This window comes from Ornithinicoccus hortensis, assembly GCF_006716185.1.
In the GTDB taxonomy this organism is placed as follows: domain Bacteria; phylum Actinomycetota; class Actinomycetes; order Actinomycetales; family Dermatophilaceae; genus Ornithinicoccus; species Ornithinicoccus hortensis.
Genome location: NZ_VFOP01000001.1, coordinates 3,656,958 through 3,675,742, shown reverse-complemented (window position 1 = coordinate 3,675,742; position 18,785 = coordinate 3,656,958). Strand labels below are relative to the sequence as shown.

Genomic DNA, 18,785 nt, shown 5'->3' with positions numbered 1-18,785 from the left:
CCGACATACGCATTGCACGCTCTGTTCGTTCGGACGGTCACCGCACCACCTCCCGCATCTGCGGTGGCCCGAGGCCATCTGTGCGGCAGATCGGCCCCCACGAGCAAAGGTAAGTGTTCGGCAAAGATCAATCGATCAACTCGTCAAGAGACTGCCATCTGCGGAAACGTCATGATCGCGTGGCCGCGCCGCGCCGAAGTGCCTCGCACGAGTTGCATCGGCCCCTGTCAGGGGCCATACTTAATGCATGCGCTCCCCGAAAGGGTTGAGCGCGGGCGTCACGGGTCATCCCCCCCTGACCTGTGACGTCGACGGCCCCCGCTCCCCCCGCGGGGGCCGTCCCCTTTCTCCGGCCAGTTCTCGCGCCGTCTCGTGCGGTCGTCCGCCCATCGTCTATCCACAACGGTGGCGCGCGGACTGCGCGGTCCACAGATCCGGCCTGCCCCTCGTCCCGGCTGCCGTCGCGGCGTTGGCTGGTCCCCATGACGACCACACGGACCTTGCCGACCACGCGGACCTCGTCGACCACACCGGGACGGTCGGGCTGGGTGCTGGGCGTGCAGGGGGCCTCCGGCGGGGTCGGGGCGAGCGTCCTGACGGCCGGACTTGCGGTCCGCGCCGCAGCAGCCGGCCTGGACGTCGGTCTCGTCGATGCCTGCCCGTGGGGTGGTGGGCTCGACCTCTTGGTGGGGCTGGACCCGGAGCCCGGTGCGCGGTGGCCGGACCTGGCGACCATGCGTGCCCCCCGTGGTGAGGCGCTGCTGGCCGAGCTCCCCAGGACCGGAGGTGACGCGGCGGGCTCGCTGGCGGTGCTGTCCTGGACGCCCGCGCCTCCCGTGGCGGTCCCGAAGCCCTGGTCGGTCATTCCGGCCCTGGGGTCCTGTCGGGACGTGGTCCTGATCGACCTCCCCCCGCCGGGGTGCGAGTCGTGGCAGGAATGGCTGGACTCCTGCGACGACGTCGTCCTGCTGGTCGGCGCCGGGCTGGACACGCTGCGCGCCGCCCGGGGGATGGTCGAGGGCAGGGGTGACTTCGTCGGGACGGTGGTCCGGACCGCTGCCGTCGGGGTGGATCCGGACTGGATCCAGGCCTGGCTCGGGCTGCCGGTCCTGGCCGAGCTGGGGGAGGACCGGTCGGTCGCCGCCGACCTGCTCCGGGGGCGGCCCGTCGGCAGCAAGGGGCAGGTGGCCCGGGTGGCCGAGCGACTGCTCGCCGACCTGATGCCGGCGGCCACCGCAGGGACCGACGGACCGATCACGGGGAGCGCGGACTGATGCCCTCGACGGACGAGGCCGTCTGGCGGCAGGTCCGGGCCGGGCGCGGACCGTCGGAGCAGGGGGTCGAGGAGGTCGCCCACACCCAGCTCGGGCGACTGGGCGAGGACGGTGCCGCCGGGCTTCGCGAGGAGCTGCACCGCTCCGTGCTGGGGCTGGGCCCGCTGCAGGACCTGTTGGCCGACGAGACCGTCACCGACATCCTGGTCAACGGCGCGTCCGGCATCTGGGTCGATGCCGGCGAGGGACTGCGCAGGGCGGACGGGCGCCCGCTCGCGGAGGAGGCCGCCCGGCGGCTGGCGGTGCGGTTGTCCGCCCTCGCCGGCAAGCGACTGGACGATGCCAACCCCGCGGTGGACGGGCTGCTGCCCGGCGGCATCAGGCTGCACGCGGTCCTCCCGCCCCTGGTGGAGGGCGGGGCGCACCTGAGCCTGCGGGTGCCGCGCAGACTCGCCCCCGACCTCGCCGAGCTGCAGCGGTTGGGGATGTGTCCGTCGGAGGTGGCCGCCGTCCTGGCCGCCGTGGTGGCCCAGCGGCTGGCGTTCGTCGTGACCGGGGGCACCGGCACCGGCAAGACCACCCTCCTGGGGGCGATGCTCGGTCGGGTCGCCGGGGACGAACGGATCGTCGTGGTCGAGGACGTGCGTGAACTGGCCATCCAGCACCCCCACGTCATCCGGCTCCAGGGTCGTCCGCCGAACATCGAGGGACGGGGCGAGATCACGCTCACCACGCTCGTCCGGCAGTCCCTGCGGATGCGACCCGACCGGCTCGTGGTGGGAGAGGTCCGCGGCCCGGAGGTCCGGGAACTCCTCGCGGCGCTCAATACCGGGCACGAGGGCGGCTGTGGCACGCTGCACGCCAACGCCAGTGCCGACGTGGTGAGCCGGTTCGAGGCGCTCGGTGCGCTGGCTGGCCTCGGGCCGCCCGCGGTGCATGCCCAGGTCGGTAGCGCGCTGGACGTCGTCGTGCACCTGGCGCGGGACCGCGGGCGCCGCTACGTGCGCGAGGTGGCCGTCCTCACCCGTGGGGAGGACGAGAGGGTGCGGGTGGAACCCGCGATGACGGTGCACGCCGCCGGCCATACGCAGGACAGCGGCTGGCCGGTCCTGGCCCGACGGCTGGATCTGCCCCCGGGGTCACCGTGACCGCCGGCATCCTGCTGTGCCTCGCGGTGCTCTGCTGGCCCTCGCGCCGGTCGCTGCGGGCGCGCTCAGCAGCCGTCGGGTTAGGGGCGGCCGTTGGGTTAGGGATGGTGGACCCGCTGGTCGGGGCGCCGGCGCCAGGTCGGGCAGACCGGCTCCCCGGCGGGACGTGGCGCGACTCGGGGGTGGCGCGCTGGGTGTCCGGCCTGCTCCCGAGGATCCACCGTCCCCGGGAAGGGTCCGTGCTGACCCTCCTGGACTCCGCGGCAGCCGCGCTGCGTACGGGGCTTCCGACGGTCGAGGCCCTCGATGTCGCCGGTGCGGCGGTGTCCGACCGGGTCCGGCACGAGGTCGTCGTCCCGGTCGTGCAGGCAGCGCAGGAAGGCCGTGCCGTGGCCCCCGTCTGGCAGAAGATCGCCCGTCGGAGTGGCGACCCCGACCTGGCGGCGCTCGGTCGGGCCTGGGCGCTCAGCGAACGGACCGGCGCCCCGCTCGCGGACGCCCTCACGACGGCCGCGACCGTCGCGCGGGCCCGGCTCGAACAGGAGCGACGGGTCGAGGCAGCGACGGCGGGGGCGCGGGCGACCTCGACCTTGCTGACGCTGCTGCCGGTCGGTGGGATGGGCGTCGGGATGTTGCTGGGGGTGTCGCCCGGCGCGTTGTATGGCACGGCGTTCGCGCAGGCGAGCCTTGGCGTCGGGCTCGTCACCCTGCTCCTCGGCCGGGTCGTCGTGCGGCGGATGGTGGCCAGGGTCACCGAGGACGAATGATGGGTCCCGAGCTGCTGCCCCCGGTCCTCCTGGAGGTGCTTCCAGGGGCGCTCCTCGGTCTGGCCGTCTTCCTCGCATGGGGACCCATGGGCCGCAGGAACGCTGCCTGGGAACCCCGGCGCCGCGGGGGAGTAGGGGGCCTCAGCGACGTCTGGGGCGGAGGCGCACCGTGGCGGGGGCGTCGGGGCCGGCCACTGCGTCGCCGCTCCCCACCCGAGGTCGGCGTGACCGAGGCCATGGAGCTCATTGCGCTCGCGATCGCCACCGGATCAGCGGTCGTCCCAGCGGTCGAGGGTGTCGCCGAGGTCCTGGGCGGGCGCCGGGAGACGGACCTGGCCCGGGTCGCCGCCGCCCTCGCCTGGGGCTACGACGACCGGGCCTGGGAGGCGGCCGGTGCCGAGTGGGAGCCCGTCCACCGGGCGCTCGCCCTAGCCCAACGGGCGGGGGTGCCTCCCGCGGATCTGCTGACGACCGCGGCCGCGGACCTGCGGCGCGACCGGTGCTCGCGGCTGGAGACGGCCGCCGCGCGCCTCGGGGTCCGCCTGGTACTACCGCTCGGGCTGCTCTTCCTGCCGGCCTTCATCCTCACGACGGTGCTCCCGCTCGTCCTCGCCCTGGCCACTGGGGTGCTGCTGTCCCCCTGATCCAGCGCATCGGTCGACCGGGCCCTCCGTCGCGGACCGATCAGCCGTGCCCGGATCAGCCGTGCTCGGGGTCAGCCGTCACGGAAGGCTGCCACCAGCCGTTTCGCTGGGCGCGGGGAGAACATGCCCAACATGAGTCGCACAGCCGACCCGTCCGCGAAGCCCACCTCGACCCTCCCGACCTGGAGGAACCTCGGACGGTGCGCGATCTCGACCAGGTCCGTCCGGGGCGCAGCCCACTCCACCCGGAGGGGACCATCGCCATAACTACCCACCAGCAGTCGCTGGTCGGTCAGGACCAGGTTGGTGTGTGCCGCGGCCGCGAGCCGTTGCGCGAGGCAGCCCGGGAAGCCGATCAGCGTGGTGCCCCCGACGAGCCGCTCGACCGCCGAATTCGCCGGCTCCCACTGCGCACCGTTCAGCGGGTCGAACGACACGGACCGGTCGGTTCGCCCGAGATCCTCGTGCCCGTGGGTGTAGTGCGCCTGCCCGGCGAAGAGTGCCTTTTCTCCCGGATCCAGGCCGGCCGCGATGTCCTCGGCGAAGACCCTGACGTGGTCGATCATGGCGCCCCCCTGGCGTGGTCGGTGTCGGCCCGCACGATGCTACGTCATCGCAGGTCAGGTAAGGCTTTCCAGTGTTAGCAAGGCGTTGCTAAGGTCAGCCTGGGCTTGCTTGCGACAGGGGTCTCGAATGGAGGAGATTAGTGGTCGTAGGCCGCGGGAAACACGGCGCGGCCGAACCAACAAGTTTAGGAGAATCCATGACCAGCACCCGTACTGCTGACGCCCTTTCCACTTCCTCCGAGGTCGCCGCCGGCGCCGCCCAGCTGCTCACCCCCGTCGTGATCGACATGGAGGCCCTGGTCGTCGACGGCAAGCAGGCCCACTGGCACGTCCGTGGCCCGAACTTCGTCGGGGTCCACGAGCTGCTCGACGACGTGGTCGCCCACGCGCAGGAGTTCGCCGACACCGCCGCCGAGCGCGTCGTCGCCCTGGGCCTGCCGCTCGACTCGCGGATCGAGACCGTCGCCGCGAAGAACACGCTGCCCGCGCTCACCGAGGGCTTCACCTCGTCCACCGAGTTGATCCCCCAGGTCATCGCGCAGCTCGACGCGGCGCTGGTGACCGTCCGCGAGGCGATCAAGGGCCTGGACGAGGTCGACCTCGCCAGCCAGGACATCGCCATCGCCATCGAGCAGGGCCTGGTCAAGGACCGCTGGTTCCTGCAGGCGCACATCGCCGGCTGATCGACTGATCCGCTCCACCACACTGCCCCGGGCGCCGCTGGCACCCGGGGCAGACGTGTCAGAGGTCACGAAGACCGGACTTCTGGCCCCGGTTGCCAGCGTTGGTTAGGCTAACCTACACTCGCAAGCGTGAGCCGACAGCGAGGACCCTCCATCCGGGTGTGCATCTTCGCTGACGCCTGCGACCGGCTGGCCGCCCAGCAGGTCCTGCTCGACCTGCCCGCGGACGCCTACGGTCAGGTCTACATCAACACCGGGACCGACCTCCCGGACGACGACGCCCTGCGCCTGGTGGCCCCGGCACGCGTCCAGGTGAACAGCCTGCAGACCCGCCCCGGACGCTGCGCCCTGACCGATGCCCTCACCGGCTGGACCGGCGAGTGGCTTCCCGAGGGCACCGCGGCCTCCACCGAGAGCCCCAAGGTCTGGGTCCTCCCCGGTGCCAGCGCCCGTCTCGGGGTCACCCAGCCCGACGGCGTCACCCGGCTGATCACCGCGCTGCCCAGTGACCAGCTGATCCACGGCTGAGCACCGCCGCAACGGCCGGTCGCTGACCCCGCCGATCACCCGTCTGCCGGCAACCACGTCGTGCGGAACGACCCCGTTGTGCACAACGTGGGATCCGCCGGCCACCCGTCCACAGAAGCGACCCGGGGTCTGTCGGTACGACCGCCCGCGGAGTGAGTCTCACCCAGAGGGAACAACGGGTTCCCGTCAGGGAGGAGACAACCATGAGGAAATCACTGGAGCGGCGCCACGGGTGGCGCCGGCTGGGTGCAGCGGTGGCGGCAGCGGCGGCGGCGCGCGAGGCAGGCATGTCGACGGCGGAGTATGCCGTGGGCACGCTGGCCGCGTGCGCCTTCGCCGCGGTGCTGTTGGCGATCGTGAAGTCCGGGGGGATTACCGAACTCGTCACGACCGTCATCACGACTGCGCTGTCGGTCGCGCTGTGACCATGCGCGGGCACCGCGCCGAGCGCGGGATGGCCACGGCCGAGCTGGCGGTCGTCATCCCGGCCGTGCTCGTGGTGCTCGCGCTCTGTCTGGCCGGCCTCGGACTGGCCGCCGACCAGGTCCGGTGCGCGGACGCGGCCCGTGTCGCGGCACGGGCCGCGTCCCGCGGTGATGCCGTGGGGGAGGCGAGGGATGCTGCCGCACGGGTCGCGCCGGAGGGGTCCCGGATCGACATCGACGTCGGGGGCGGTGAGGTCGTGGTGGAGGTGACGGCGCCCGCCCGCAAGCTGCTGTTCGGCGGGCCTGCGGCCCGTTCGCGGGCAGCGGCGGACCTCGAGCCCGGCGCTGCTCCCGCTGGTCGCTGATGTCCGGGGGTGGGCGGGGTGACCCGCGCAGCGAGGGCCGTCTCCTGTGTCCAGGGGAGTCCCGGGACCGCGGCTCCGCCACGGTCCTCGGTCTGGGCATAGCGACGGTGAGCCTGGTCCTCCTGGGGTTGTTGCTCGCCGTCGGCGCGGCGCTGTCGGCGGCCGGTGCGGCACGATCCGCCGCCGACCTGTCGGCACTGGCGGGCGCGGGTCAACTCTTGCAGGGGGCCAGTGGATCGGCCGCGTGTGACCGGGCCGGGGTGGTCGCCGACCGCAACGGGGCCAGGCTCACCGAGTGCCGCACCGCGGCCGGCAGCGGCGACCTCGGCCCGAGCATCACCGTTCTCGTCGAGGTCGAGCACCGCGTCACCGGGCTGGGCGCAGCACAGGCGCGGGCGCGGGCGGGTGGCGTGCCGCTCCAGGATCCCTAGCGGGAGCCGTCGGGACCTCCAGGGCGGTCGGTCACGATCCGGTCGCCGTCCGGGGGCGTCCCGGGGTCGCGCCGGACCGCCCGGTCGCTGGGCAGACTCTGCTGGGGTGCCCCGCTCTCGGGCCGTGCCTGGGGTCGGGCCTCGGGCCGTGCCTGGGGCCGGGTCTGGGGACGCGTCTCGGGGCGGGCGTCCTGGCGCGGTGCGGCGCGCTCGGCCAGGTCGGCCTTCTGCCGGAGCTCCTGCAGCTCCTTGCGCTTGCGTCGCTGCCGGCGCAGACCGGTGAACATCAGGAGCAGCCCGAGCACCAGGACCACGATGCACAGGGCACCCAGGCCGAAGATCTCCAGGGGGTTGAGGTTGGCCGTCAGCACGCCCAGGTCGATCTCGACCTTGTCGAGGTTGGCGGTGCCGAAGGCCATGAACCCGACCACCACGAGGGCGATCAGGACGAGGATCAAGCCGATGACGAGCATGGAACCACCTCGGTGCGGTAGAAATCAGGACGCCCCGACACTACTGCCGAGTCAGGGTCCGGTCGCGTCAGGCGGGGTACCGAGCAGGACGTGTCGCAGGACCGCCGCCGCTCCCGCCTTGTCCAACGGGTTGTTCCCGTTGCCGCACTTGGGGGACTGTACGCAGGACGGGCACCCGGTGGCGCACCCGCACGAGTCGATCGCCTGCAGCGTGGCCGTCAGCCACTCGGCGGCACGGTGGAAGCCCCGCTCGGCGAATCCGGCACCACCCGGATACCCGTCGTAGACCATCACCGTCGGCAGGCCAGTGTCCGGGTGCAGTGCCGTCGAGACCCCGCCGATGTCCCACCGGTCGCAGGTCGCGATGAGCGGGAGCAGCCCGATCGAGGCGTGCTCGGCAGCGTGCAGGGCGCCGGGCACGTCGCCCTCCTCGACGCCGGCCCGCGCCAGCTCCGCCTCGGGGATCGTCCACCAGACGGCGCTCGTGTCCAGCGAGGAGGGAGGCAGGTCCAGCGGGTGCTCGCCGATCACCTCCCCGGACGGCAGCCTGCGCAGGAACGAGGTCACCTGGCTGGTCACCCGCACCGACCCCAGGTGCAACCGCACCGGTCCCCAGGCCACCTCCTCGCGGACCCCGGTGACGACGAACTCGCTCACCGACCTCGCCTGCGTGCTCCACCCGGGGTCCCCCGGGACCACGAGGGCGCTGCCGTCGGACAGGTCGAGCCCGGTCACGACATACGGCTGTCCCTGGTGCACGTAGACCGCTCCGGTGTGCACCACCGAAGGGGCGCGCGGCTCGTCGACGGTGCCGAGCACCCCGCCGGTGCCGGAGTCCACGATCCGGACCTGCTGGCCGATGCCACGCAGCCGCACGTGGTCGGCGGCCCGGTCCGGGCGGGCCCAGTACCACCCCTTGGGGCGGCGGCGCAGCACCCCACCGGCCACCAAGGCCTCGGCCAGCTCGGGCACCGACGGACCGAACCACGCCGTGTCCTCCTCGGTGAGCGGCAGTTCCGCGGCGGCCGCGGCCAGGTGCGGGGCGAGCACCTGGGGATTCGCCGGGTCGATCACGCTGGACTCGACGGGCGCCCGGAAGATCGCCTCCGGGTGGTGCACCAGGTAGGTGTCGAGCGGGTCGTCCCCCGCGACGAGCACGGCCAGCGACTCGGCGCCGGAGCGCCCCGCCCGCCCCGCCTGCTGCCAGAACGAGGCGCGGGTGCCGGGCCACCCGGCCAGCAGCGCGGCGTCCAGCCCCTCGATGTCGATCCCGAGCTCCAGGGCGGTGGTGGCCGCCAGCCCGAGCAGGGTCCGCGACCGCAGCTGCTCCTCGAGCTCGCGCCGCTCCTCCGGCAGGTAGCCACCCCGGTATGCCGCCACCCTCCGCGCGAGCCCCGCGTCCACTGGCTCCAGCCCCCGCCGGGCCGCCTGCGCCACGACCTCGACCCCCACCCTCGACCGGGCGAAGGCCACGGTCTGCACGTCGCGCACCACGAGATCGGCCAGCAGGTCGGCCGTCTCGGCGACGGCGCTGCGACGGGTGCCCTCGGTCGTCAACGGGGGCTCCCAGAGCCCGAACGTCGTGGCCTCGCGGGGAGAGGCGTCCTCGGTGACCGCCACCACGTCCTGCCCCACCAGCCGCGAGGCGTGCCCCGCGGGGTCGGCCACGGTCGCCGAGGCGAGCAAGACCGTCGGTCGGGCGCGGTAGCGGGCCGCCACCCGCAACAGCCGCCGCAGCACCGCGGAGACGTGCGCCCCGAATACGCCCCGGTAGACGTGGCACTCGTCGACCACCACGAACCGCAGGGCCCGCAGGAAGGGCGCCCACTGCGGGTGGCCCGGCAGCAGCGAGTGGTGCACCAGGTCGGGGTTGGTCAGCACGTAGTGCGCGTGGTCGCGGATCCAGCGCCGTTCCTCGGGGGCGGTGTCCCCGTCGTAGGTCGCGCACCGCACCCCGGGCAGGGCCAGCGACTCGAGCCCGGACAGTTGGTCGCCCGCCAGGGCCTTCGTGGGTGCCAGGTAGAGGGCCGTCGCGCCCCGCCCCGTCGGCGCGGCCGTCCCCTCCGCCAGCGCCGAGAGAACCGGCAGCAGGTAGCCCAGCGACTTTCCGGAGGCGGTCCCGGTCGCGCACACCGCATGCCGTCCCTCGCGCGCTAGCGCCGCGACCTCGGCCTGGTGCCGCCACAGGTGGGTGATCCCGCGACCCGACCATGCGGCATACACCGTCGGATCGACCCAGTCCGGCCACGGTGCGGTGACCGCCTCGCGGGCCGAGACCCGGTGCACATGGATCAGCCGCTCGTCGCCTCGGGAGAGCTGCGCGAGCATGCTGGCGGGGTCGAACCGGCCGGTCCGGGTGGGGGTGTCCGTCATCCTCCGGCCACCGTATGCCGTGGGTCGCGCGTGAGTCGCCGGGACCACCCCCTAGAGTTGCGGCGACACCATTACGGTCCGTGCGTCGATGCCGACGTGCCCAGGAGGAACGATGACGCCAGTTTTGACGCGTGACATCGACCTCGGCGGTGGGGAGTACTCCATCGTCGTGGTCGTGCTGCTGATCTCGATCGCTGCCCTGATTATGGGGTGGAAGTTCCGGCAGGAGGTGTTGGCCACCTCGCCCGGCACGGACTCGATGAAGCAGATCGGTGCCGCGGTCCAGGAGGGGGCCCAGGCGTTCTTGCGACGACAGTTCAAGACGCTCGGCATCTTCGCCGTCCTGGCCTTCTTCCTCCTGATGGCACTCCCGGCCGACGACACCGGTGTCCGGATCGGCCGCTCGCTGTTCTTCCTCCTCGGTGCTGCGTCCTCGGCCGCCATCGGCTACCTGGGGATGAGCCTGGCGACCGAGGCCAACATGCGCGTCGCCGAGTCGGCACGCACCTCCGGGCGCGACCTGGGGATGCGGATCGCGTTCCGCACCGGTGGCACCGTCGGCATGTTCACCGTGGGCCTCGGCCTCCTCGGTGCCTCGCTGGTGGTGCTGATCTACCAGGGCGACGCGCCCAAGGTGCTCGAGGGATTCGGCTTCGGCGCCGCCCTGCTGGCCATGTTCATGCGGGTCGGCGGCGGCATCTTCACCAAGGCCGCCGACGTCGGCGCCGACCTGGTCGGCAAGGTCGAGGCCGGCATCCCCGAGGACGACCCCCGCAACGCCGCCACCATCGCCGACAACGTCGGCGACAACGTGGGCGACTGCGCCGGGATGGCCGCGGACCTCTTCGAGTCGTATGCCGTGACGCTGGTCGCCGCGCTCATCCTGGGCACCGCGGCGCTCGGCGTGAGCGGGTTGACCTTCCCGCTGATCATCCCGGCCATCGGCGCGCTGACCGCCATGCTGGGCGTCTATATCACCAAGGCCCGCCCGGACGAGAGTGCCCTGACCGCCATCAACCGCGGGTTCTACGTCTCCGCGCTCATCGCCGCGGGTGCCTCGGCCCTCGCCGCGTTCGTCTTCCTGCCGTGGGACTTTGACGACATCGAGGTCAATGACCCGATGGCGCTGTTCGGCCTCACCACCCCGGAGCTGGACTTCAACCCCGCGGTCCACGCGGCGGCGGCGGTCCTCATCGGCATCGTCCTGGCCGCGTTCATCCTGTGGCTCACCGGCTACTTCACCGGCACCGAGGACCGCCCGACCAAGGACGTGGCCCGCACTTCGCTGACCGGTCCGGCCACCGTCGTGCTCTCCGGCATCGGCGTCGGCCTGGAGTCGGCCGTCTACACCTCGGCCACCATCGCCGCGGCGGTCTACCTGCTCTACCTGCTCGGTGGCGGCTCGTTGATCCTGTCGCTGTTCTTCGTGGCGCTCGCCGGGTGCGGCGTGCTTACCACGGTCGGCGTCATCGTCGCCATGGACACCTTCGGCCCGGTCTCCGACAACGCCCAGGGCATCGCCGAGATGTCCGGCGACGTGGACGGCGAGGGCGCTCAGATCCTGACCGAGCTGGACGCGGTCGGCAACACCACCAAGGCGATCACCAAGGGCATCGCGATCGCGACCGCGGTGCTGGCCGCGACGGCGCTCTTCGGCTCCTACCTGGACGCCATCGTGGAGTCGCTGCGCGGCATGGTCGACGACGGTACGTCGGTGAGTGCCGACGAGGTCAGCTCGCTGCTGCAGTCCTACATGGTCTTCGACCCGCGGGCGCTGGTCGGCGTCCTGCTGGGTGGCGCAGTGGTCTTCCTGTTCTCCGGTCTGGCCATCAACGCGGTCACCCGGGCGGCCGGTGCCATCGTCTTCGAGGTGCGTCGCCAGTTCCGCGAGATGCCCGGCATCATGAACTACACCCAGAAGCCGGAGTATGCCCGCGTCGTCGACATCTGCACCAAGGACTCGCTGCGGGAGCTGGCCACCCCGGGTCTGCTGGCGATCTTCGCCCCCATCGCCGTCGGCTTCGCCCTCGGGGTCGGTGCGCTGGCCGGCTACCTGGCCGGCGCGATCGGCACCGGTGTGCTGATGGCCGTCTTCCTGGCCAACTCCGGTGGTGCCTGGGACAACGCCAAGAAGATCGTCGAGGACGGTCACCACGGCGGCAAGGGCACTGCGGCCCACGAGGCGACCGTCATCGGTGACACCGTCGGGGACCCGTTCAAGGACACCGCCGGCCCGGCCATCAACCCGCTGCTCAAGGTGATGAACCTGGTCGCGCTGCTGATCGCCCCCGCGGTCGTGGCGCTGTCCATCGGCGACGACGCGAACGGGCTGCTCCGGTGGCTGATCGCCCTGGTTGCCATGGCCGTCATCGTCGCCGCAGTCTGGATCAGCAAGCGGCGCGACCTGGCCATCGGTGGCGACGTCGAGGAGACGGCGGACGCGGGCACGCCCCAGGCCTGATCCCGACCCTCCCGGCGGCCCCGTCGCCGCAGCACGAACCGACCCCCGGCCGCTCCGGCCGGGGGTCGGTCTGTTCTGCTGTCGGGCAGCGTCCGTGGAGTGGGTCCAGGTCTTGGTAACGTGCATCACGACCCTCCAGCCAAGGACACCCATGAGCACGTCCGCCGAACGTCCGAGCGCACCCGGGACCGGGCTGCTACTCCGAACGCTGCTGGCCGAGTACGAGCCCTACCGCCGGCAGTGGCGCAGGCACGTGCTCCGGGGCGGAAACGAGGCGGTCCACCGGGGGGCGGTGGCCATGGTCATCGCGGAGTATCTCTGGGACAACGGTGAGGCCGACGAGGCCGACGAACGGCTGCCGCGACGGCTGAAGGACCCCGTCGGCCGGGCCCTCACCGGCCGGGTGATCTCGCGGCGCACCCTGGAGTGGTTCATCCAGGCCTTCGGGTTCACCGAGTCGCACCAGACCCAGTTGTGGGAGCAGATGCGGGCGGACCGGGAAGAACCCAGCCCCCTGCATACCAAGGCCTACCGACCGTTGCCCGCGAGCCACTACATCACCCGGGCGCTCAACGAACACCACGTCATCGGTAGGGACGGCCTGCCGCTCCGGCACACGACCATCCAGGTGATCGAGGCGATCGAGTCGATCTCCTACTACACCTACCAGTTCGACACCTCCGCGGCCTCGATCGAGGTCGCGCGCGGGGGTCGCGCGGGCCGGGTGCACCCGCTCGGCGACGGCCTCTTCGCGGTGGACATCCACTTCGCGCGGGAGCTGACCCCGGGGGAGTCGACCACGTTGGAGTACCACACGGTCTTCCGGTATGACGAACCTCCCCCGACCGTCTTCCGCCGGGGCGTGTCCCGGCGGGTGGGTTCGGTAGCCCTGGAGGTGCAGTTCCACCCCGACCGACCGCCCGCCGAGGTCGGGTATGCCCGGTGGGAGGGGCTCGAGGACGACCCCGTCTCGGTCGAGCCGGTCGTGCTGCGTCCGGACCACTCGGTGCACAAGGCGCTCACCGATGTCGAGGCGACGGTCGTCGGGTTCACCTGGCACTGGTGACGTCGGGACGATCGGGCTACGGGGGCTCGGGTGGGGTATTTCTGCAGGTCAGCCGCTCTGTCGGTGGTGTGCCCTAGCGTGGTTTTCAGCAAGGATCCTGGTGGTCGGGAGGGCTGTCGGGGCGGGTCGTCGAGGAGAGGGGGCGAGTCCGGTGGATCGCGGAGCAGTGTCCGGGAACGGTGGGCCCGAGTTGCCCCTCGGCGGCGACGGGTCTCCCCGGCGGGGACACGGGTATTCCGCGGCCGAGGAGTGGTTCCTCCGCACCGGGGTGCTGCCCAGCGGATCGCTGCCTGCCGGAACGCTGCCTGGCGGAGGACTGCCTGCCGAGGCGCTGCCTGGCGGAGGGCTGCCCCCCGAGCTGCTGCCTGCCGGATCGGCGCACTCGACGCCGAGCGTCCGGCTCGACCGGCACACGGGCCGCATCCAGGGACTTCCGCTCGAGGTCGTGCGGGAGCCGGAGGAGGTCGAGCCTGACCACGTCGGGGAGCGCGAGCAGGAGCTGGCCCGCGTCCTGGCGGACTCCGGATTCCCCGAGCACGTGGTGCGGCACCTCTGCGCCGTGTCCACGGTGCTCCGGACCCGTGGGGAGAGCGCGACCCCGGCGGGTAGCGAGACCCCAGCAGGGAGCCGGACCCGAGCAGAGCGACGGGCCAGTGCCGAGGAGTTGACCGCTGCCGTCGACGGGCTCGTGGTCCTTCAGCGTTGGTCCGAGGCCGCACTGTCCGGGGTGGCGGTCGACCTCATGGAGGTCACCGGTGAGGAGTTCCTCGCCCGCAAGCGTGTGGCATCGCCCGACGAGCTCTCCAAGACAGCGCGCGAGGACTGGCGGGCGAGGACGAAGTCGACCTTGGCCCACGAACTCCAGCTGTTGACCGGTTGGGGCATCCAGGACTGCCACGACCGGGTGGGCTTCGCGGTGGCACCGCGCCAGGCGGCGTCCATCCCGCTGGCTGCTCTCGCCTCGGGTGAGGTGGGCTGGTCCCAGGTCAGGGCCTGGTGGCAGGCATGCCGTCGGATGCCGGTCGAGGTAGCTGCCGAGGTAGCGGCCCGGATGTTCGGTCCCGACTCGGACCGGGCACGGTCGGCCCGGGACTCCGGGATCGCCCCGGAGCACCAGGCCCGGCCCTCGCTGGGTGAGACCAAGGACACGCTGGCCCGCCTCGTGACTGCGCTGATGGGCGAGGACCCCAAGGCGGCGCGTGAGTCCCGGAGGGCCGCGCTGGCACGGAGGGACGTCTACGCCGAGCTCGAGGACAACGGCATCGGCTGCCTGTCGATCAACGCCGGGACCAGTTCGGTCGTCGCGGCCATCGACCGGATCGATCAGGTGGCCCGCGCCGTCAAGGCGGCCGGTGACGAACGGACCCTGTCCCAGCTGCGCTCGGACATCGCGATGTCCCTGCTGGTCCACGGCACGACGACGACGCCCGGCTCGAAGGAGCGCGGCTCGAAGACGGGCGGCTCGAAGACGGGCGGAGTCAAGAAGGGCGACTCCCACTCCGGACCTCCTGATCACGACGGTGACGGTGGACCTCCAGACCCGGACGCGCATGATCGGCCCCCCGGTCCAGAGAGCCCCGATGAGTCCCTCGATCCGGAACAGCCGGGCCTGCTGGGCATGGTCGACGAGGGGATCGCCCGGATCCTGGAGGGTCGACCGTCCGTGAACTTCGAGGTCATCGTCCCGCTGGAGGCGCTGCTCGACCCCGAGGCCCCAGGGGTGGGTGCCGTCCCCGGCCGGGGGTACCTGACGCCCGAGCACGTCCGCGAACTCGCGACCCAGGCCGGCGGGGTTTTCCACCGCCTGGTGACCGACCCCCTGGACGGTCGAGTGGTGGAGCGATCCATCACCGCCTACCGCCCGGATGCCCGGATGCGCGCCCAGATCCGTGCCGCCGACGTGTTCTGTCGGGCGCCGGGGTGCCGGGTGCCGTTCGACAGGTGCGAGAAGGACCACGAGGTGCCGTACGTGGACGGCGTGCGGGGAGGGTTGACCTCGGAGATCAATGTCGATGGCAAGCACAAGCCGCACCACCAGTTCAAGACCTGGGAGGTCTGGAAATCCGAGATGGACGCAACACGTCGGGTGACCTGGCGGACCCTGTTCGGCCGGTGCTACGTGACCCGGGCGCACGACTACCGTGTCTACAGCCAGTCGCCGGGTTCCACCCCGACTCCCACCACGACTCCCACCACGACGCCGGGGGAGGACTCCGAAGCGATCCCGGGCCTGTCGTCCGCGGTGGGTGACGGCGACCTCCAGGACCGTTTGATCTACGCAGCACTCTGCTTCCGGGACACCGACGGGCGGCTCGCCGCCGACGAGGACCACCCCGAGTACGAGTTGGACGCCAGGGAACGGCACCTGTTGCACGAGCGCGCGCCGATCAGGCTGCGTCACCGGATCGGTGGGCCGGGTGGTCGGCGCCGCAGCGGACCCCCGCTCGGGCAGCTCACCCCGGAGGAGATCCTCGCCGCTCTCGGTGACCGGCCGACCGGGTGCGATGCCGAGACCGAGCGGCCCTTCGAGCACCCGCCCACCGAGGACCCGCCGTTCTGAGCGGACCGCCCCGCACGTCCGGCTACGGTGGGCCGCGTGGACCCCGCGACCGCTCCTCACCCAGCACCGTCCGCCGACCCGCCGTCCGCTGACCGGCCGTCCGCCGAGCCGCGGTCCGCTGACCGGCCGTCCGCTGACCCGCCCCGTGCCGGCGCCGACCAGGTGGCTGGGCTCCGGGCGGACCTGAGCGACGCTGGCTACACCGTGGAGGGGGTCGAGGAGATCCTGGGCCCGGTCGCCGCTGCCGCGTTGCACCGTGGTCACACCGGTCCGGCCATGCGGGCCACGGCGTCCGGGGAGGGGTGCGCACCACTCATCCGGCTCTGGGCCCTCGGCCGACCGGTGGACGACGACACCCTGGACGCGGCGTTGCCGAGGACGGGGGCGGCGGGCCTGCGGGCCATGGGCTTGCTCGGCGCCGACGGATCGGCCGGGTGCGACCTGCGCCCCTACGGTGACGAGACGCATACCTGGTGGGTGGCGTCCGACCACGGGGAGACCGTGACACACGGGCCGCTGCCGGTCGACCACGTCCTGGGTGTCGGTGGCGCATCGACGACCCTGTCGAGCTGGACACCGAGGCCCCAGGTCGAACGTGCGCTGGACCTGGGTACCGGGTGTGGCGTGCAGGCCCTGCACCTGTCGACCCATGTGGGGTCCGTGACGGCGACCGACATCTCGGACCGGGCCCTGGCCTATGCCGCGTTCAACGCGGCCCTCAACGGGATGGACCTCGACCTGCGCGCAGGCTCCCTGTTCGAGCCGGTGGTCGGCGAACAGTTCGACCTGATCGTGTCCAACCCGCCCTTCGTGATCACGCCACGGGCCGAGGGCGTGCCGCAATACACTTACCGGGACGGCGGGGCGCGGGGCGACGGCATCGTGGCCGGCCTGGTGCGCTCGGTGGGTGACTACCTCACCCCGGGCGGGATCGCGCACTTCCTGGGCAACTGGGAGAGCCGTGCGGGGGAGGACTGGCGCGACCGGGTCGGCGGATGGCTGGAGGGGACCGGCCTGGACGCCTGGGTCATCCAGCGGGACCAACAGGACCCTGCGGAGTATGCCGAGACCTGGGTGCGCGACGGCGGCCACCTGCCCGGCTCGCCGGAGTTCGAGGCGCTGCACGATGCCTGGCTCGACGACTTCGCCGCGCGCGGGGTGGCCACCATCGGACTCGGGGTGGTCACGCTGCACAAACCCGCCACGCCCCGGGACCCGTGGCGGGACCTCGTCGAGTCACCGGGACCGGTCGCGACGCCGATGGGGCCGAGCGTCCTGTCCGGCGTGTGGGCCCGGAACTGGCTGGCCGAGCGGTCGCCGGACGAACTGCTCGACATCGCCTGGGAGGTCGCCGACGACGTCACGGAGGAACGCGTCGGGCGGCCCGGAGCCCCCGACCCCGCGGTCATCCAGCTGCGGCAGGGTGGAGGGCTGCGGCGCACCGTGCGGCTCGACACCCTGGGGGCGGCGCTGGTCGGGGTCTGTGACGGTGAACTCACCGCCCGTCAGGCGCTGCAGGCGATCGCCGGCCTGCTCGATGCCGATCCCGACGCGGTGCTGCGACAGGGCGTGGACCTGGTCACCGAGCTGGTCACGGCTGGGATGCTGTGGCAGGGCGCGGGAACGGACTCAGGTCGGACCGCGTCACAGCGGCACATCCAACGATGACCGATCACCACACGACTGGGAGTTTCACTGCCATGGGGCTTCACCGATCACTCACCGCGGCTACCGTGCTCGCGCTGGCCCTGACCCTCGTGGCGTGTGGGGACGGAGGTTCGTCCACGGAGTCGGCGAACGGGACAACCGAGGAGACCGGGACAGCCGAGGAGTCGCGGACGACCGGGCTGGCGGCAGGGGAGGACTACTCCGTCCTCGGGGCGCTCGCGGAGCTACCTGACATCTCCTCCGACGGGACACTCACCGTCAGCACCGGTGACCTCGTCGGTGCCTCCGAGCTGGCCGGGCTGACCCGACCCGACGGCGCCGACGACGAGGAACTCGTGGCGTGGATCGGTGGCCTGATCGGCGCGCCGCAGGAGGAGGGCGGGACGGGTCGGGTGTTCATCCCGCTGGCCGCGCTCCTCGACCAGGGCCTCAGCCGCCCGTCCGAGGTGGCCGAGGACCTGGGCTGGTCGGTCCGGAACGTCGATGCGTATGCCGAGGTCGACGCGGCGCCCCACCGGTTCACCGTCGTCGTGGGGGACTTCGACGAGAAGACGCTGGCCGGGCTCCCGGAAGCGGCCGACGGCGTCTCGACCGCGGGTGAGGGGGAGGACCTCAGCAGCTACCTGGAGACGCGCACCCCATCGCGCCCGCTGGGCCAGCCGCTCCGGATGGCCCAGGAGGGGTCGACCCTGGTGGCCTCGCTCAGCACCGCATCCGTCCAGCAGTGGAACGCGGGAGGTGGGCCGACGCTGGCGGACCACGAGTCGTATGCCGCGGTCGCCGGCACGCTGGACGACGCCGGGGTGGTCGGGGCCCACCTCGGCCCGGGTGTGCCGTTCTCCCCGGCGACCCTGCTGGGCGAGGGCGGCACCGAAGAGGCCGAGGCCCAGATCACCGGGCTGACCGACCAGTTGGTCGATGCGCCGTTCGACGTGGTCGGTCTGGGGTTCGCGGTGGAGGACGGCGAGACGGTGGTGACGGTCGCCTACCACTTCGCGACCGAGGCAGCCGCCGACGAGGCGGCACCCGTGCTGGAGAAGTTGTATGCCGAGGGTCGCTCGGTCCAGGGCGGCGTGCCGATCAGCGACTACGCGAAGGTCCGGGAGGTGGCGGTCGACGACACGGTCGCCGTGGTGACCCTCGACGTGCCGGCCGACCGGCCGCCGAACCTGCTCCTGGCCATGTTTACCGCGCGGGACCTGCCGTTCATGTACGGGTAGGGCCCTGGCCGGTGGGCGTGATCGCCCTCCGCGGGGCACGGCATACGCCCAGTGCGAAATGAGCCGAAAGTCGGTGGTGGGGGCGGGGCCCGCGACGTAGTCTCTGCGGGTGATCCAACACGTCCCCGCGCGG

The 18,785-nt window shown here is 72.4% G+C and carries 17 protein-coding genes; 14 read left to right on the top strand and 3 right to left on the bottom strand.

Features of this window, described 5'->3' with window-relative positions:
- Positions 1 to 482 precede the first annotated feature (482 nt).
- The 4 genes from FB467_RS17150 (at position 483) to FB467_RS18615 (ending at position 3,833) form a co-directional block, all read left to right on the top strand.
- Positions 483 to 1,274, top strand: a complete 792-nt coding sequence (locus FB467_RS17150) for a CpaE-like family protein (protein ID WP_141786176.1) — start codon at positions 483 to 485, stop codon at positions 1,272 to 1,274.
- Complete coding sequence (locus tag FB467_RS17145) at positions 1,274 to 2,422, top strand: TadA family conjugal transfer-associated ATPase (RefSeq protein ID WP_141786175.1); 1,149 nt, start codon at positions 1,274 to 1,276, stop codon at positions 2,420 to 2,422. Before FB467_RS17150 ends, FB467_RS17145 begins: the two co-directional genes overlap by 1 nt.
- Before the next feature lie 239 nt (positions 2,423 to 2,661).
- On the top strand, positions 2,662 to 3,189 hold the full coding sequence (locus tag FB467_RS17140; protein WP_170230814.1) for a type II secretion system F family protein: 528 nt from the start codon (positions 2,662 to 2,664) through the stop codon (positions 3,187 to 3,189).
- A 224-nt stretch (positions 3,190 to 3,413) separates the two neighbouring features.
- Positions 3,414 to 3,833: a type II secretion system F family protein gene (locus tag FB467_RS18615; protein ID WP_170230813.1), complete on the top strand. Its 420-nt coding sequence runs from the start codon at positions 3,414 to 3,416 to the stop codon at positions 3,831 to 3,833.
- Between the two features lie 71 nt (positions 3,834 to 3,904).
- Here the strand turns inward: FB467_RS18615 and FB467_RS17130 are convergent, their stop codons facing one another.
- Positions 3,905 to 4,399, bottom strand: a complete 495-nt coding sequence (locus FB467_RS17130; RefSeq protein ID WP_141786172.1) for a hypothetical protein — start codon at positions 4,397 to 4,399, stop codon at positions 3,905 to 3,907.
- A 197-nt stretch (positions 4,400 to 4,596) separates the two neighbouring features.
- Here FB467_RS17130 and FB467_RS17125 point away from each other — a divergent pair, with 197 nt between their 5' ends.
- From FB467_RS17125 to FB467_RS17105, 5 genes are all read left to right on the top strand, one after another.
- Complete coding sequence (locus FB467_RS17125; protein WP_141786171.1) at positions 4,597 to 5,082, top strand: Dps family protein; 486 nt, start codon at positions 4,597 to 4,599, stop codon at positions 5,080 to 5,082.
- 129 nt (positions 5,083 to 5,211) lie between these two features.
- On the top strand, positions 5,212 to 5,610 hold the full coding sequence (locus FB467_RS17120; protein WP_141786170.1) for a hypothetical protein: 399 nt from the start codon (positions 5,212 to 5,214) through the stop codon (positions 5,608 to 5,610).
- Between the two features lie 203 nt (positions 5,611 to 5,813).
- On the top strand, positions 5,814 to 6,035 hold the full coding sequence (locus FB467_RS17115; protein WP_141786169.1) for a DUF4244 domain-containing protein: 222 nt from the start codon (positions 5,814 to 5,816) through the stop codon (positions 6,033 to 6,035).
- A gap of 2 nt (positions 6,036 to 6,037) precedes the next feature.
- On the top strand, positions 6,038 to 6,400 hold the full coding sequence (locus FB467_RS17110; protein ID WP_228393418.1) for a TadE family type IV pilus minor pilin: 363 nt from the start codon (positions 6,038 to 6,040) through the stop codon (positions 6,398 to 6,400).
- Positions 6,400 to 6,831 carry an Rv3654c family TadE-like protein gene (locus FB467_RS17105; protein WP_141786168.1) on the top strand — a complete coding sequence of 144 codons (432 nt, stop codon included), beginning with the start codon at positions 6,400 to 6,402 and terminating at the stop codon, positions 6,829 to 6,831. The genes FB467_RS17110 and FB467_RS17105 overlap by 1 nt, the downstream gene beginning before the upstream one ends.
- Here the strand turns inward: FB467_RS17105 and FB467_RS17100 are convergent.
- Together FB467_RS17100 and FB467_RS17095 are read right to left on the bottom strand one after the other, a co-directional pair.
- The gene (locus FB467_RS17100) at positions 6,828 to 7,304 is read right to left on the bottom strand and encodes a hypothetical protein (protein WP_141786167.1); all 477 of its coding nucleotides are present in this window, start codon (positions 7,302 to 7,304) and stop codon (positions 6,828 to 6,830) included. The genes FB467_RS17105 and FB467_RS17100 overlap by 4 nt on opposite strands.
- A gap of 51 nt (positions 7,305 to 7,355) precedes the next feature.
- Positions 7,356 to 9,677, bottom strand: a complete 2,322-nt coding sequence (locus FB467_RS17095) for a DEAD/DEAH box helicase (RefSeq protein ID WP_141786166.1) — start codon at positions 9,675 to 9,677, stop codon at positions 7,356 to 7,358.
- Positions 9,678 to 9,789: 112 nt separating this feature from the next.
- Here FB467_RS17095 and FB467_RS17090 point away from each other — a divergent pair, with 112 nt between their 5' ends.
- The 5 genes from FB467_RS17090 to FB467_RS17070 all read left to right on the top strand — a co-directional run bounded on the left by FB467_RS17090 (position 9,790) and on the right by FB467_RS17070 (position 18,652).
- A complete protein-coding gene (locus tag FB467_RS17090) occupies positions 9,790 to 12,138 on the top strand; it encodes a sodium-translocating pyrophosphatase (RefSeq protein WP_141786165.1) in 2,349 nt (782 codons plus the stop codon).
- A gap of 151 nt (positions 12,139 to 12,289) precedes the next feature.
- Positions 12,290 to 13,204: a hypothetical protein gene (locus FB467_RS17085; RefSeq protein WP_141786164.1), complete on the top strand. Its 915-nt coding sequence runs from the start codon at positions 12,290 to 12,292 to the stop codon at positions 13,202 to 13,204.
- 151 nt (positions 13,205 to 13,355) lie between these two features.
- A complete protein-coding gene (locus FB467_RS17080; protein WP_141786163.1) occupies positions 13,356 to 15,764 on the top strand; it encodes an HNH endonuclease signature motif containing protein in 2,409 nt (802 codons plus the stop codon).
- Between the two features lie 162 nt (positions 15,765 to 15,926).
- Positions 15,927 to 17,432 (top strand): DUF7059 domain-containing protein, encoded by a 1,506-nt coding sequence (locus FB467_RS17075; RefSeq protein ID WP_141786162.1) that lies wholly within the window; start codon positions 15,927 to 15,929, stop codon positions 17,430 to 17,432.
- A gap of 32 nt (positions 17,433 to 17,464) precedes the next feature.
- Entirely contained in the window at positions 17,465 to 18,652 is a 1,188-nt protein-coding gene (locus FB467_RS17070) for a hypothetical protein (protein WP_141786161.1), read from the top strand.
- Positions 18,653 to 18,785 lie beyond the last annotated feature (133 nt).